The sequence below is a fragment of the Iodobacter arcticus genome, assembly GCF_042664895.1.
Taxonomy (GTDB): Bacteria; Pseudomonadota; Gammaproteobacteria; order Burkholderiales; family Chitinibacteraceae; genus Iodobacter; species Iodobacter arcticus.
Genome location: NZ_JBHTBQ010000033.1, coordinates 183,596 through 198,702, shown reverse-complemented (window position 1 = coordinate 198,702; position 15,107 = coordinate 183,596). Strand labels below are relative to the sequence as shown.

At 47.1% G+C, this 15,107-nt stretch carries 12 protein-coding genes and 1 tRNA gene; 6 read left to right on the top strand and 7 right to left on the bottom strand.

Going from position 1 to position 15,107, the window contains the following annotated elements; all coding sequences use genetic code 11:
* Positions 1 to 135 precede the first annotated feature (135 nt).
* The 4 genes from clpX to ACFQNF_RS14875 form a co-directional block, all read right to left on the bottom strand.
* Positions 136 to 1,389, bottom strand: a complete 1,254-nt coding sequence (gene clpX / locus ACFQNF_RS14890; RefSeq protein WP_046352773.1) for an ATP-dependent Clp protease ATP-binding subunit ClpX — start codon at positions 1,387 to 1,389, stop codon at positions 136 to 138.
* A gap of 128 nt (positions 1,390 to 1,517) precedes the next feature.
* Positions 1,518 to 2,150: an ATP-dependent Clp endopeptidase proteolytic subunit ClpP gene (clpP, locus tag ACFQNF_RS14885; RefSeq protein WP_046352772.1), complete on the bottom strand. Its 633-nt coding sequence runs from the start codon at positions 2,148 to 2,150 to the stop codon at positions 1,518 to 1,520.
* Positions 2,151 to 2,234: 84 nt separating this feature from the next.
* Positions 2,235 to 3,542, bottom strand: a complete 1,308-nt coding sequence (tig, locus tag ACFQNF_RS14880) for a trigger factor (RefSeq protein ID WP_380188719.1) — start codon at positions 3,540 to 3,542, stop codon at positions 2,235 to 2,237.
* A 490-nt stretch (positions 3,543 to 4,032) separates the two neighbouring features.
* Positions 4,033 to 4,117 (bottom strand) — tRNA-Leu (locus ACFQNF_RS14875).
* Positions 4,118 to 4,353: 236 nt separating this feature from the next.
* Here ACFQNF_RS14875 and gspL point away from each other — a divergent pair.
* The 6 genes from gspL (at position 4,354) to ACFQNF_RS14845 (ending at position 9,330) form a co-directional block, all read left to right on the top strand.
* Positions 4,354 to 5,412 carry a type II secretion system protein GspL gene (gene gspL, locus ACFQNF_RS14870; protein ID WP_380188718.1) on the top strand — a complete coding sequence of 353 codons (1,059 nt, stop codon included), beginning with the start codon at positions 4,354 to 4,356 and terminating at the stop codon, positions 5,410 to 5,412.
* An 11-nt stretch (positions 5,413 to 5,423) separates the two neighbouring features.
* Positions 5,424 to 5,891: a type II secretion system protein GspM gene (gene gspM / locus ACFQNF_RS14865; protein WP_380188717.1), complete on the top strand. Its 468-nt coding sequence runs from the start codon at positions 5,424 to 5,426 to the stop codon at positions 5,889 to 5,891.
* A complete protein-coding gene (gspN, locus tag ACFQNF_RS14860; RefSeq protein ID WP_380188716.1) occupies positions 5,888 to 6,607 on the top strand; it encodes a type II secretion system protein N in 720 nt (239 codons plus the stop codon). The genes gspM and gspN overlap by 4 nt, the downstream gene beginning before the upstream one ends.
* Positions 6,608 to 6,670: 63 nt before the next feature.
* Complete coding sequence (locus tag ACFQNF_RS14855) at positions 6,671 to 7,009, top strand: P-II family nitrogen regulator (RefSeq protein ID WP_046352769.1); 339 nt, start codon at positions 6,671 to 6,673, stop codon at positions 7,007 to 7,009.
* Between the two features lie 276 nt (positions 7,010 to 7,285).
* Positions 7,286 to 7,960: a hypothetical protein gene (locus ACFQNF_RS14850; protein WP_380188715.1), complete on the top strand. Its 675-nt coding sequence runs from the start codon at positions 7,286 to 7,288 to the stop codon at positions 7,958 to 7,960.
* Between the two features lie 113 nt (positions 7,961 to 8,073).
* Positions 8,074 to 9,330, top strand: coding sequence for a hypothetical protein (locus tag ACFQNF_RS14845; RefSeq protein WP_380188714.1), 1,257 nt, complete (start codon positions 8,074 to 8,076; stop codon positions 9,328 to 9,330).
* Between the two features lie 537 nt (positions 9,331 to 9,867).
* On the opposite strand, the gene ACFQNF_RS14840 is transcribed toward ACFQNF_RS14845, so the two are convergent.
* The 3 genes from ACFQNF_RS14840 to ACFQNF_RS14830 form a co-directional block, all read right to left on the bottom strand.
* Positions 9,868 to 11,409 carry a M28 family metallopeptidase gene (locus tag ACFQNF_RS14840; RefSeq protein ID WP_380188713.1) on the bottom strand — a complete coding sequence of 514 codons (1,542 nt, stop codon included), beginning with the start codon at positions 11,407 to 11,409 and terminating at the stop codon, positions 9,868 to 9,870.
* 82 nt (positions 11,410 to 11,491) lie between these two features.
* The gene (locus ACFQNF_RS14835; RefSeq protein WP_380188712.1) at positions 11,492 to 13,300 is read right to left on the bottom strand and encodes a M4 family metallopeptidase; all 1,809 of its coding nucleotides are present in this window, start codon (positions 13,298 to 13,300) and stop codon (positions 11,492 to 11,494) included.
* A gap of 555 nt (positions 13,301 to 13,855) precedes the next feature.
* Positions 13,856 to 15,088 (bottom strand): glycosyl hydrolase family 18 protein, encoded by a 1,233-nt coding sequence (locus ACFQNF_RS14830; RefSeq protein WP_380188711.1) that lies wholly within the window; start codon positions 15,086 to 15,088, stop codon positions 13,856 to 13,858.
* Positions 15,089 to 15,107: the final 19 nt, after the last annotated feature.

Genomic DNA, 15,107 nt, shown 5'->3' with positions numbered 1-15,107 from the left:
CCAGATCATGGGGGTGCGGGCAAGGAAATACAATGCCCTGGAACAAAAACTGACCTGAATATTTCAAATACCACAGGGGCATATGAAATATTCAAAATTAAACAGGCACTTGCACACGGCAAGTGCCTTCCCTCTTTAAACTGCAGCCGCTGGATCTGCGTACACAATCGTTGGTGCTGTTGCGTTCTTGATCACCGCCTCATCCACCACTACGCGCTCCACTCCCTTCAAGGAAGGCAGCTCGTACATGATATCCAAGAGTGATGATTCAACAATCGAGCGCAAACCACGCGCACCGATCTTACGCTCCATCGCCTTATGTGCAATCGAAGCCAAAGCTTCTTTACCGACTTCCAGCTCAACGCCTTCCAAGGAGAACAACTTCTGATATTGCTTGATCAGCGCATTCTTTGGCTCGGTCAAGATAGACACTAGCGCCGCTTCATCCAACTCTTCCAGCGTTGCGGTAACCGGCAAGCGGCCAACAAATTCTGGGATCAGACCAAAGCGAATCAAGTCATCCGGCTCAACCGTGTGCAGCATTTTGCCGACACTGGTATTTTCGTCTTTGCTCATGACTTCGGCACCAAAGCCAATACCACTTTTCACTGAGCGATTACGAATAATCTTGTCTAGGCCTTCAAATGCACCACCACAAATAAATAAAATATTCGTGGTATCAACCTGTGGCATATCTTGATTTGGATGCTTACGCCCGCCTTGAGGCGGCACCGAGGCAACCGTGCCCTCTACCAGCTTCAAGAGCGCCTGCTGCACGCCTTCACCGGACACATCACGGGTAATAGAAGGGTTTTCAGATTTGCGGGCAATTTTATCGATTTCATCGATATAGATAATGCCGCGCTGGGCTTTCTCTACATCGTAATCACACTGAGCCAATAGCTTGGCAATAATGTGCTCAACGTCTTCACCCACATAGCCGGCTTCAGTCAGCGTAGTGGCGTCCGCAATCACAAACGGCACATCGAGAAGCTTAGCCATGGTTTGCGCAAGCAAAGTCTTGCCTGAGCCTGTTGGCCCAATCAAGAGGATATTAGACTTGGCTAATTCCACATCATTATCGCTCGACTTATTGCTAGTCAAGCGCTTGTAATGATTGTAAACCGCAACGGCTAAAATCTTTTTAGCACGCTCTTGCCCGATCACATAGGAATCCAGCGTGGTCCGAATTTCCATCGGCGTAGGCACACGCTTACCATCTGTAACTTGCTCAGCCTCGCCAATCACCGCTGCCGCTTCGTCTTTCAGCACATCACGGCAAAGCTCAATGCATTCGTTGCAGATAAAAACTTGTGGCCCAGCAATCAGCTTAACCACTTCGTGCTGGCTTTTACCGCAAAAAGAACAATAAAGGAGTTTTTCTGACATCGCCTAACCTACACCCCAAAAAAAACGGGCCATTGCAGCCTGTCTTATTTAAAACCACCAACCCGACAGGCCACTAGAATAAAAAACCGCCAGGCACGCTGGCGGCATTGTCACAACTCAGTACAAGCTTACTTGCCCGCTACCGTGCTACGAGATTGCAATACTTCATCAATCAGACCGTAATCTTTTGATTCTGCAGCACTCATAAAGTTATCACGATCAGTATCATGCTCAACCGTTTCGATGCTTTGGCCAGTATGCTTGGCCAGCATTTCATTCAGGGAGCGTTTAGTTTTGATCAATTCACGGGCATGAATTTCAACATCAGACGCTTGCCCTGATAAACCACCAATCAATGGCTGGTGAATCATAATGCGTGAATTAGGCAAGGCAAAACGCTTACCCTTAGCACCGCTAGATAATAAGAATGCGCCCATACTGGCAGCCATCCCTACGCACATTGTCGATACATCAGGCTTGATAAAATTCATTGTGTCGTAAATCGCCAGACCAGCCGTTACCGAGCCACCTGGGGAATTGATATACAGATGAATATCTTTATCTGGATTTTCGGATTCCAAAAACAACATCTGCGCAACAATCAGATTTGCGCTTTGATCGTTTACTGGGCCGACCAAGAAAATAACACGCTCTTTTAAGAGGCGCGAGTAGATATCATAAGAACGCTCGCCACGACCGCTTTGCTCAACGACCATTGGGATATACCCAAGGTTTTGCGGATCAAATTCTTGTCTCGACATCTTTTTCTCTCAGAAATTTAGGGTCATTCAAACGATAAAGTGCCACCTTAATGACACTTTATCGTAGCACCTAACTGAGAATGATTAGCCTTGTTGGCCCATCAGTTCTTCAAAGGACATGCCTTTTTCAGTTACTTGTGCCTTAGCTAATACAAACTCAACCACATTGTCTTCCAATGCCATTGATTCCGGACCCGCCAAACGCTCACGATCTTCAAAGTACCAAGCTACAACTTCGCTTGGATCTTCGTAATTCTGCGCCAAGTCTTCAACAACGGCCTTCACTTGTTCTAGCTTAGCCTCTAAAGCATTGCCTTTCACCAGTTCAGCTAAAGCCAAACCAAGGTGAACACGGCGCTGTGCTTGCGCTTCGAACATTTCCGGCGAGAACGGAACATACTTTGGGTCGATACCGCGTGCTTTCAAGTCTGCTAATGCACCTTCAGCCAAACGACCGATTTCTAATTGCACTAAAGCCTTAGGCAAATCAACTGGCGCAGCAGCGATCAGCGCAGTCATGACGTTTTCTTTAGCGCGTGCTTTCAGACGGAAGCGTACTTCGCGTTCTAGATTGCCACGTACTTCAGCGCGCATTTTCTCTACATCGCCATCGACAATACCGAGGCTTTTTGCGAATTCTGCATCGACTTCTGGCAAGATTGCAGCAGCAACATTTTTAACTGTGATTTCGAATACTGCAGTTTTGCCTGCAACATCGGCACCATGGTAATCAGCAGGAAATTCAACGCTAACCGATTTGGTTTCGTCTTCTTTCATGCCAATCACACCGGCTTCGAAACCTGGCAACATTTGACCCTTGCCCAGCAAGAAAGCGTGGTTTTCAGCAGAGCCGCCGTCAAACAATACGCCGTCGATTGCGCCTTTGAAGTCAACAATCACGCGATCGCCATCAGCTGCTTCGCGCTCTACGCGCTCAAAGCGAGTACGCTGGCGGCGCAGGATATCAACCGTTTTTTCTACTTCAGCATCAGATAAATCCAATACTGGTTTTTCAATTTGAGCAGCAGCTAAATCGCCGATCACCACTTCTGGGTACACTTCAAAGGTCGCCGAGAATTGGAAATCGCCTGTTTCTTCCGCCGCATCTTTTGGCTCGAAACGTGGATAGCCCGCTACGCGCAGCTTTTGCTCTTGCACAGCCTGACCAAAACTCACTTCAACTGTTTCACCCAACACTTCTTCTTGGATGCGGAAGCCGTAGTTTTGCGCAACGATCTTCATCGGTGCTTTGCCCGGACGGAAACCAGCAATTTTTGCTGTTTTTGCAACGTGCTTTAAGCGTGCGTTAACTTGTTCGGTAATTTCTTCCCGAGGCACGGAAATAGACAGGCGACGCTCGAGTTGATTCAGGGTTTCTAGTTGTACTTGCATTTCAAACCATTCCTATGGGGGATCAACGCGCGTACACGCATCTTAATAAATAGGGGATAAAGCCAGCTCATCAGCAGCAATACGCAAGATCCGTAGGATCTTCAAGTGCCCAACCTGCCCCTAAAAGAGCAAGCAGACGCCTAGCGCCCAGTGTGACTTACCAACAAAGTCGGTAAGTTTAGCGCACAACAGGGCGCAAATCCAAACAGAATTATTAACCAGCCGCAAGACTACCCCAAACACAACCCCAATCAGGCTTTAAGCCAGCAAAAAACTGAGCATGATTGATCGCGGGCAGATTGGAATTGAGCAGAAGGCAAGGCTAGTTTTTTTAGAGCTGAAAGGCACGATTAAAAACAAGAACAGGAAGATTTCTTGCTATCTTGCTACGAATTATTTTGAGCTGCACACCAGCAACCCAAAACACACAAAAATTACGCGCATGAAAAAAGCCGCAAGAGCATCACTCTTGCGGCTTTTTCAGAATATTTGGTGGGGGATAAGAGACTCGAACTCTTACACCTTACGGCGCTGGAACCTAAATCCAGTGCGTCTACCAATTCCGCCAACCCCCCACTTCTCTTCGCTGCGTTTGCTTGTGCACCGAAGGAAGACCCGCATTCTATGTGAGGAACTCAGCCTTGCCAAGTGTTTTTTCAAAAATATTTCAAAAAACTTTTTCAAAGACCATCAAGAGCACGATTATGTTTAATATATCAGTAAGATAATCGCAATCTACCACAGCCCATAAAAAGTTTATGTCATACTCCGCACAGCTTTTCACCCCTTACACTCTAACGTCACTCTGCCCGTGAACGATCATATACATACACTCCTACGCATTCTTCCTGCTTGTGATCTTGCAACGACAGAAGTCCGCTGGTTTACCGAGCAGGCATCCGGCTCGGCAACACTTAGCGCACTCCCTCGTGCACAGCGCATCGAGCTTATTGTCCCTGCGGCACTTTCCAATATCTATATCGCCGCGCTGCCCAAGCAATCTTTAGCACGGCGCTACAAGCTCTTGCCCCATCTTTTAGAGGATCGCCTACTTAGCCCGGCAGCCACTCTGCACTTCGGCCTTAAAGATCAGAGCAATAAAATTATTGCTGTAGAGAGAAAATGGCTGGAGCGCTGCCTTAGCCTGCTCGCCGAACACCAGATCACCCCGAGTGCAGCATGGAGTCTTTACGACTTTTTGCCCGAAGGTACACACTGGTGCATCGCCCTTGATCAGCAAGCCTGCCTTGTACGCACCCCTGAAGGGCAATACAGCCAGTTTGAAGATGCAAGTATTTTAGATGGGCTGATTGGCGACGCGCCGCGTGAAGATTTGATCCTCGCAGATTTAATCCAGCACACAGAGCCCGGCACTAATTTGCTACAAGGTGATTTTGCGCAACGCAGCCAATGGCAATTTGACTGGAAAACACTGCAAACACCTGCACTATCATTAAGTGCAATTTTTGCAGTAGTTTTACTCGGGCAGATCGGTGACTGGTGGCAATTACGCAGCACCAAGCTGGCTTTGCAGCGTGAAATGCGCCAAACCTATGCTGCAGCCTTTCCGGGCGAGCCGGTGTTCGACCCCATATTACAATTACAAAGCAAGCTGCGCGAAGGCGGCGGGCTCAGCAGCAATGGCGCAGGCGACAGCCTGGATCTGCTCCTGCAAGTGGCCAATATTGCAGGAAGCGGCCTGCAATTAGAACAGCTGGAATACGCCAATGGCTCGCTCAGTCTAGAATTGCCCGACTCTCAAGCCAGCAGTCTGCAAACCCAGCTAAAAGGAGCAGGCCTGTCTGCAGAAACACAAGCCGCCACAACAGGACGGATGAAAATACTCATCCGCGCCCAAGCCGTAAAATGAGCCACACAAGCATGAATAAATTAAAAGAATTTTGGCAACAAAGAAACCCGCGCGAGCGCCTCTATTTAAGCGTATGCGGCAGCTTTGCGGCTTTTGCCATCCTCTACGCAGGCATTTGGCAGCCCATCAGCACATCACGCGCGCAATTGGGCAAGCAAGTACCGCAAATGCAATTGCAGCTAACCGAGCTACAAAGGCAATTAGCACAGCTTAAATCCAGCCCGGCAGGCCCAAGCCGCAACGGTGATTTACGTGCGGCAGTGCAAGCTAGTCTGGATGCTAAAAGTGCCACTGCGGATATCCAAGTGCTTTCTGCCGATAAACTACAAATTAAAATCGCCCAAATCCGCTTTGCCGATGCCCTACCCCTGCTTGCCGCCCTGCGTAGCGAAACCGGCTCGCGCATCAGCAGCTTGCAAGTCAGCGGCCCGGCACACAACGGCTTAGTACAATTAAGCGCAATCGTGGAGCGCCAATGAAGCAATATCTTTATCGCCGCAGTAAATTCCTTATCCCTCTTTTGCTGCTGTTTTTAATTTTGCAATTTCCCGCTTCATTTGCTTTGAAGTTTGTCCCCCCTCCTATCCAGCTTGGCGGAGTGAGCGGCACCATCTGGTCAGGGCGGCTTACCCCGCTGGGCATCAACGGCCAGCAGTTGCTAGATGAAGTCCGCTGGCAGTGGCAACCGGTCAAATTATTCAAGGGGCAATTAGTCTGGCAACTTGATACCCGCTACGGCAGCCAGGCAGGCAGCGCACGCTTGGCTCTTGGCTTGGGCGGCTCCCGGTTTGAAGCGATTAAGCTCACCCTACCCGCCGCGCCTTTATTTGCCTTAGACAAGAAGCTCGCTCCTTTTCAGCTAGGTGGCCAGCTTGAGCTTGAGGCAGACAAAATTGCGGCTCAGCAATCAAGCGAAATCAAGCTAGCCTGGCAAAATGCCAGCTCACTGGTAACGCCCCAAGCCAATCCTTTTGGCAGCTACTTAATCAAATTGCAGCCCAATTTAGACTGGGCTATCGCTCCGCAAGGCGGCGGCGCTTTAGCCATTAACGGCCAAGGCAAGATTGACCCAAAACGCGGCCCGCAAGGCGCTTTACTGCTTAAACCAGCCAGCGGCAAAGAAAGCCTATTTGCCCCTTTACTAGATCGCATGCCGTTAAACGGCGATCAGCGTGAACTCAAGCTTGGCAGCTAAGCCGCCCGCTCTATACTCCAGCAAATCGCCTGCAGCGATTTACTTATTGGCAAGGAAAAAACAATGAAAAAAATCGAAGCAATCATCAAACCTTTCAAGCTCGACGAAGTGCGCGAAGCCTTATCAGAGCTCGGTATTTCCGGCCTGACAGTCACAGAAGTAAAAGGCTTTGGCCGCCAGAAAGGCCATACCGAGCTATACCGTGGCGCAGAATATGTAGTCGATTTTCTGCCCAAGGCCAAGATCGAAGTAGTACTTGAAGACAGCAAAGTAGAAACCGCTATCGAAGCCATTATCAAAGCGGCGAACACCGGCAAAATTGGCGACGGCAAAATCTTTGTCACCCCCGTTGAATACGTTGTGCGAATTCGCACGGGCGAGATTAACGAGCAAGCGATTTAATAATCCCAGCACGAAACGAGGCATCGCTCGCCAATTGATTCTTCAGGAACAATACAAGGGGTGCTCTGTTAAATATAAAAATGCGACTTGAAAGGTCGCATTTTTATTGGGCAAAAACGGTGTATCAAAATAATCTTTAACACAAAATCACACAAAAAGACCAATTTAACCTGCTTTGCAAACCACTGTAAATTTTATCTGATACAAAATGTAAGACCTAACCCCATTATTTTTCTTTGTTTATTGCTTTCAATTTATATTTACCGTGAGTTTTTTATGATCGTAAAAAGAATAAAATCCTACGTCGTGGCATCACTGGTCATTGTGCTGCTAAATGGTTGTGCACTAGTGAGCATAGCTGGAATTGGCATCCGTATTGCAGTCGAAGATGCCAATCAGCAATACAAATGGGAGCAGGAGAAATATTGGCTCGATTTTTATGGGCGTCAGTCGATCGAAGTAAACTGCTGGGCGCATCCGGGAGTCGACCCAAAGGCAAATATAAGTTTTGAATTCAAAAGCCGCGCGGATATCTTTGGAGTGGAGGCTCTACACTGTAATGGCATAGGCAAGAGTACAATCTTGCCACTCTGGCGACCGCAGTATGAATTTACTTTGGCACGAAATACTTATCAACTAGACTTAACCAACCCAGACCAAAGTAAATGGGTTGATGAGACATTAAAATCCATAAGCTTCACCCAGAGTTATCAGAACGCCCAGCGGCTCGATATTCATATCTACCCAAACAATGAAACAAGGATGTTGTTTATTACCGGCTACCCCAACCATATGCGCTGGATTGCTGGCGAAAACACTGGGAAAAAAAGTAAAATTCCTAGCTTTAGCCCAAATTACCCCTATCCACTAAATGAAACTGCACCTCCGCAAGTTGATATAGGCTTATTCTTTAACGAAGCAGAAGATCTGCCAGTACAAAACAACAAGTAAGAGTCACGGAAAATCTATAGGTCAGGCCTTGCATTTGACATAAAGCAATCAATTTAATTTGCTTTGTAAACCACTGTAAATTTTGTCTAATATAAAATGTAAGACCTGACCCCATGCTTCATTTGCACACCCAATATGGTGGTTTTTATGCCGCTTTAGAGGGGCTACATATTGTTAGGCAGCAACCAAACATGATCGATAGCATGAATGAAATTCAAAAAGCGCTCCTCTCAGAGTGTGCCAGCCGGTGGTTTAAGAATCCTGCCGGAATAACCGCATCCGATTTAGCAAGGGAATTTGGAATTTCCAACGAAGAGGCCTGCAAAGAAGTTGAGCTTTTGTGCGAAGCAGGTTACGGGAAGATGAATCGCGACGCAGAGTTCACAGAACTATCTTTAGACACGGGAAATCCACAAGCCGATTTTACTTTTACCCCACTTAAGACACACGTCTTCTTCCCGTCCAAGCAAGTTCTTGCTGACGCCTTTTATGAGTCGGAACTCCCAAGACAAAAATTGCCGGAGTACGTCATCAGGCTTCACCTTGGTGCGCATCAGTGCGGCCTGGTCTTCTTCGACGAAGAAGTGCTCTCCAGATACTTTGAACACCCAGAGTTTTACGAAATTAAAGACTCTCTCGCAGGTGGTTCCATCTCGACGAACTCCGAAGCAGGTGAGGATCGACATCTATACGTCAGGTACGGCAAGTGCAGGCTCAAAACAGGCCACATTGCCATAAGCGCAATTCACAAAGACCTTGCGCACATGGGAGCTTCAGAACAGCGCTACTGGCATGCTCACGAAATCATCGACCCAGCAATAGATGCCGAGGATGACAACTTCCGGCGGTTTCTTGACCGCACTTATGAGGGCGCATGGGTTGAGTACCCTGACCCAATTCGCAACCTTTTGGCTGAAGTAGTTGGCGTAAATTTAGACCTAAGTCCTCTGTCGCTTTTCACACGTACAGAGAACGTCCATCTTCGAATGCCGGTTGAGCAAACATATAAGTCCTACTGCGACTGCGCAAGTGAACTGTACAAAGTTGTTGGACCCGATGCACTGTCACAACCCACGTTAAAAGCCTTGCTACAAGAGCGCTTTGGGCATACACAAGAAGACTTCATCCATCCAGAGTCTAAGCGGGCACTAAGCAGCTTGCAGCTTCTTGGTTTGCTCGAGTCCAAGCTCGGCGTTCCTGACGCTATTAACAGGCCGCTGAAAGAGGTCGCCAAGCTTCGTATCGAAGCTGACCACAAAATACTAGCTCCGCAAGCGCCAAATCGCTCGTACTCTAACGACTTCTCAAACCTCTGCGTCGAACTTAAGAATGGTATCGTCGAAATACGCGCAGCCTTGGCTCGCTCATAGTCGCCGCCTAACTGGGCGTTCAACGCGGACGCCCACACAGGCCATGCCTTCGGCATTCTCATAATCTATGGGGTCAGGTCTTGCATTTGACATTAAGCAACCAATTTAATCACCTTTTCAAACCTCAAAAATAACTGGGGTCAAAGTAAAGTTAAATCCGCTTTCTTCGGCTCTAAAAGCATTAAGAATAGTAGAATTTAATTTTGTTCTGACCCCAGTTATTACTGACCCCAGTTATTAGAAACTACTAATCAAAAGCAGTGGATGATTGATTATCTAAAAAAAAGTCTAAAGGGTCAGGTCTTACATTTGACATTAATTAATTTAACCGGCCTTGCAAATCACTATGAATTTTATCTAATGCAAAATGTAAAGCCTGACCCCATTACTTTTTGGGTGATCAAATACCTTCTTTGAGGCTACTTAACACTCATTTAAATAATTTTCTTACAGCCTAATCGAAGTTAAATTCGAAAATTACAAAAAAATAAAGCCGTGCAAATAAACTGCACGGCTTTATGACCAGAATAGCTAGGGTTATTGCGGCCGGTACGTTACTTTCATGGTGTAATCCGCTGCTGAATAGCCGTTAAGCAGCAGGTAGACGTCGCCATTTGCTGACAGGCTTAGTTCGCACTTTTCTGTGCTATTTGGGCCGTCTGATTTGCAATCAAAAGTGCTGGTCGTTGGGGCGCTGCCTTTTTTAAGGTATAGATCTGCATCGCCCGTGCCGCTTAACGCCACGCTGATGTTGCCACCTGCGCCAACTTTAAACGGGCCAAAACTTTGTTTTTGCCCTAAAGTCAGTTTGCCGGAAAAGTTTTCTACTTTATCGGCAGGGCCGGGGGTAACTGGGCCATCGCTTCCCAATTCCACCATAAAGGCCAGCGCCATTTTAGAGAATTTCAGGGCATGCTGAGCCTGATTGCCGCTGCTGGCATAGGTGTCATTGGCGGTATGGATTTTAGGGTTGGCCTGATTGAATGCGGATTCAAAAGGCATAGAGGCAAAATAACCCTGCCCACTCCACGATGCATGATCCGAGCAGGCATAGCCGCATTTATCGTAGCCAATTTTAATCGCTGGCAAATAGGATGTAAGCAGATTAGCTACAAACTGGTTTTGCGCGTTATCGGTGTAATCAGTGTAAAGGTAGATGTCTTTATCCGAGCCTTTGTAGTTGGTCATATCCAGCTGCATCACCCCCACTACATTGGCATTGGCGGCTTTAAAACTTTTGGCAATTTCTTGCGAGCCGCGCAGGCCCACTTCTTCTGCGGCATAGCCCATTAATTTAAGCGTGCGCCGCGGCTTGTAGCCGCCTGCCACCATCACCCGCAATACCTCGGTCATGCTGGCAATACCGGATGCATCATCATCGGCCCCCGGTGCCAGCATGCTTTCGCCCGAGCCGTGGTTGCTGATTGAATCAAGATGGCCGCCCAATACCACGACCTCCCCTGAATTATCTGTGCCTTTAATCGTTAAGATCACCGATTTTTGCGCCCAGGCTGCATGGGTAAATTGCTCAACCGTAATATCACTGCGCCCTGCTGCCACTTGTTGCCAGCGCGTTTTGATCCAGTTAGAGGCATTCACGCCTGATGTGGAGGTGTAATAGCGATTGGTAAAGGCAGATAAATCCACAATCGTTTGCGCAATATTGCTGTCTTGCATTTGTGGCAGCAATGCATTCACCACGCTTTGATTATCCAGCGTATACGAAGGCCTTACCGCGGCCAGCAGCGAGACAGTCGGCTGCAGTGCCTGACGCCCGGCCGCTTCGCTGGCGTGGAACATAAAACCACCGCAACGCTTTAGCTCGTGGTGCACGGCCTCTGACAAGCCGAGCAATTGGCGCTCGTCCACCTCAACCAAATGCACGCGCTCCATGGCCAGCAGACCCTCTTGTGGCAGGATGCTTTTGCTCTCCTTGGCAATGGTTTTAGGGGCTAACTTTTGCAGCTGTAAATAAGCGGCGTCGCCTAAAGTAATCCAGACTTTTTTAGGGGCTGCTTCAACAGCAGACGTGGCAATCATGCTGCTGCATAGCAATGCAGCCAGAATTTTATAATTCATGTGTGAAATCCTTGGTAATTAGATTATAAATCCCAAAAAAAAAGCCCCACTCACATTCGGAGCGGGGCTGAGATCAACTTAATTACTGATGATTTGCAACCAGCGTTGCACCACTAAACGCGGTATACGCTTTTAGCAGCAGATGGTAAGTACCTGCTTTTGGTGCTGCGATTGTGATGGTTTCGGTATTGGTGGTGCCATCAGATTTAGCGTCATAAACCGAAGTGGTTGGCGCTACACCAAATTTAGCGTAGATATCAGCATCCCCTGTGCCACCCGATGTTTTAAAGGTGAGGTTTTTAGCACCGGTAGGGATCACAATGGTGTAAGCCACTGTTGCGTTTGTTGCTAGGCTCAGGCCTGTAACTGGCACACCTCTAACGAGTACTTTACCTGGAAGTGGTGGCTTAACAATGCAGCTTACGCCCACAGCTTCAAAAGCAGCAGTCACATCAGCAACGACATAACCACGGCTCAATGCTGCTTTTTCCACACCGCAAGCGCCTTGATCAAAGGTGCTATTGGCTGTCCAGTGCAAGCGGTTCGCATCCACCATCACTTCAAAGGCTTTACGGGTATTCCAGCCTGCTTTAGTAGACAGCAAGTAGAAGGCTTTGTTGTATACGCCGCTGGTCAAGTGAACATCGATGCTATCGTTATATTTGCTGGCATGCGCAATAGAGCGACCATCTTTCGTTGGATCGTCCATATAGCGTAAAGCCCCGTTGGCTTTAAAGATTTCCGCGCCTACCTGAAAGTCATTATTAGACTTCATATAGTATTCAGCGGCTTCACCTGCCATATCAGAGAACGCTTCGTTCATCCCGCCCGACATCTTGGAGTAAACCAGCCCTGAGTTTTGCTCGGTAAAGCCGTGGCTTACTTCGTGAGCGGATACATCCAAGGACACCAGCGGATAGAAAGTGCTTGCTCCATCACCAAAATGCATGGCCGAGCCGTCCCAGAATGCATTTTCATAGTTGTTGCCATAGTGCACTTTCATGTAAAGCGTTTGAGTAATCGGGCGCAGAGCAAACCAGTCTTTGTACATATTAAAAACCACATTGCCGAAGTAATGCGCGTCATTTAGCGGCGAGAATGCGCCGTTAGCTGCCTTATACGTATTGCGTGGGCAAGTAAACTGATAAGGCGCAGTGCCTGATGTACCGTTTTTCAAATCAACCGTAATCACATTGCCGCTATTCATTTTGCAATCGTCGGTCACGACCAGCGGGCCATATTTAATGCCGTATTCATACTGCCCTGTTTTTGTATTGCCACCGGGGCCGGTTGCGTCTTTATGTGCCATCCCTTCCCAACGATCCAGCACCACACCGGTATTGGCATCAAGAATAAAATGCGGGCGGCTTGGTTTTTTGCTATTGCTCGCCACAAAAGACACCACATAAATCAGCTGTGCCACATTATTTGCGCCCAGCGTGACGTAGAGTTTGGCCTGATCATTCTCAGTTTTAAACGCACGAGCCTGTGTTTTTGCCAACTCTAAAATCTGCGCTTGCGAATAAGTAGGCTTAGCGCTTGGCAAATCATTAGTTAAATCACGCAGCATGGCACCAGATAACTGAGCCTGACCTGCATTGCGGCTTTCAACAATGCCTTCACCCCATACCGGCACACCCTGGTGAAACTGTTGATAGCGAGTAACAACTTTGCCATCAGCGTAAGTCTGGCTACGCGCAGTTTGCAACTCATCGGCCTTTAAACCCAACAAGCCATGCACACCATCGTTAGTGAGCGAACGTGTTGTCAGCCCGGCTGATGGCACATAGTTTTCCAGATCCACACGTTCAGCGGCCATGGCATTGAAAGCTCCACCCAATAAAACGACCATCAGCAGAGGACGTGCTACATGATTTAATGCTTGCTTCATTATTTGCGACCCTTTTTAAGTTTAGCGGGGTATACCCCAATGAACGCCGGTATCTGCCGAGGATAAATGACAGGCACAGACAAGCTAATTAGCAGTGCTTAACTGCGTAATAGCAATTCGGATTAATTCAACGCTGGATAAATGCGCCCCATAGATTTATAAATTACAAGCCGCTTATTTAAGCTGCGACTTTGTTATTAAACATTAGAAAAAAGTTTGACTAACATCAAGAACTTTTTTTAATTTGATGTTTTTTTTTAAAACCCTTATTAATTTCGTATAGATGACGCAATAAAATGCCAGACCTTTCAAAAAAAATATGATTCACTCTGGCTTAAACACTAGGGAATACACCAACAAAGAACAACTTATAAAAACCAGCTATCACTATCCAATACCATTTAAAACAACTAGCAAATTGTGCTAATAAATTATTTAAATATCACAGCCAGTTATTAGCAACAAAGTTGCAAATAGGGTCACAAAAAAACAATCTAAAACAGCAATGAGCAGAAATAAAAAAGGCCACTCGAAAGTGGCCTTTTTTATTTACGATTACATTAGCGATTGATTAATCACTCGGGGTAACTCACTATCCATATCATGGCCATACTCCCAAACCATAATACCGCCAAGTTGCTTACTCTTAATATACTGCGCTTTGTATTTCAGGCTTTCCTGATCTTCGTAAGTCACCATCAGATCACCATCAAATAGCCAGGGCGCTTTGGCAACCGGATCCCAATACCGCGTCGCACCCTTGGCTTTTAAAGCCTTGATATCTTGCCAAGTAATGCCATCATCATAAGCGCCTTTTTTATAAGCATTAAACAAGCCATTATTGGTGCTGGCTACACCTTGCCATGCGCGCCCATAGAAAGCACTACCCATTAGCAGTTTCTCTGGTTTAACACCGGCATTCAAATATAAATTCATCGCCTGATCAGCGCTCCAGCCACCGCCTTCAGGGTCTGCTTTATTTTGATATAGATTAGTATGGTGGCTGGTTTTTTTACTCCAGGACCCGGCAAAGTCATAAGCCATGACTTTCATATAATCGACCGATTTAGCCACACGAATCACATCAATGTTTTGTAAAAACCAAGCTGCCGCAGGCACGGCTACCGATAATTGATATTGCTTACCCGTTTTTGCACCATATTGATTTAAAGCGGCTCTGGTTTCTTCTAAAAGCTTGGGATAGTTTTCTTTATCGCTTGGATCTTTTGCAATTGGCAACCAATCTGGGCCAACGGGGTATTCCCAATCGTAATCAATTCCTGCTAGTTTATGCTCATCAATTAACTTAATAACGTTCGCAATAAACTGCTTGCGGGTTTCTGGTGTTCTGGCCATTTGTGAAAAACCATCAGCACCCCAGCCACCAATCGACACATTCACTTTTAAATGTGGGTATTGGCTTTGCAATTTAGCCACCTCATCCCACATATTTGCAAATGGGGCGATGGTGGCGGTTTTATCTGAATTAGGCTGCGGCTCTAAATCTTTAATATAAACTTCGGTGCCATTACGAATTAAACCAAAGCTTAGGTTTAAAGTGGTGAGCTGATTACCTTGAATATCACTGGCCCGCCAGCGGTGGCCCATATCCATATCTTTAGGTGTAGAGCCAATTGGCCAGGTGCGGATATAAGCCACAACCTGCTTATCATGTGATTTAACAGTTGGAATAGCAGGCGCTACAGAAACAGCTGTATTTTTTGAAGGCGTTGAAGCACATGCGCCAAGTAGTGAAGCTGCGGCGAAGGCGATTAGTATTTTTTTCATCCCCACATCCCGATCAAGA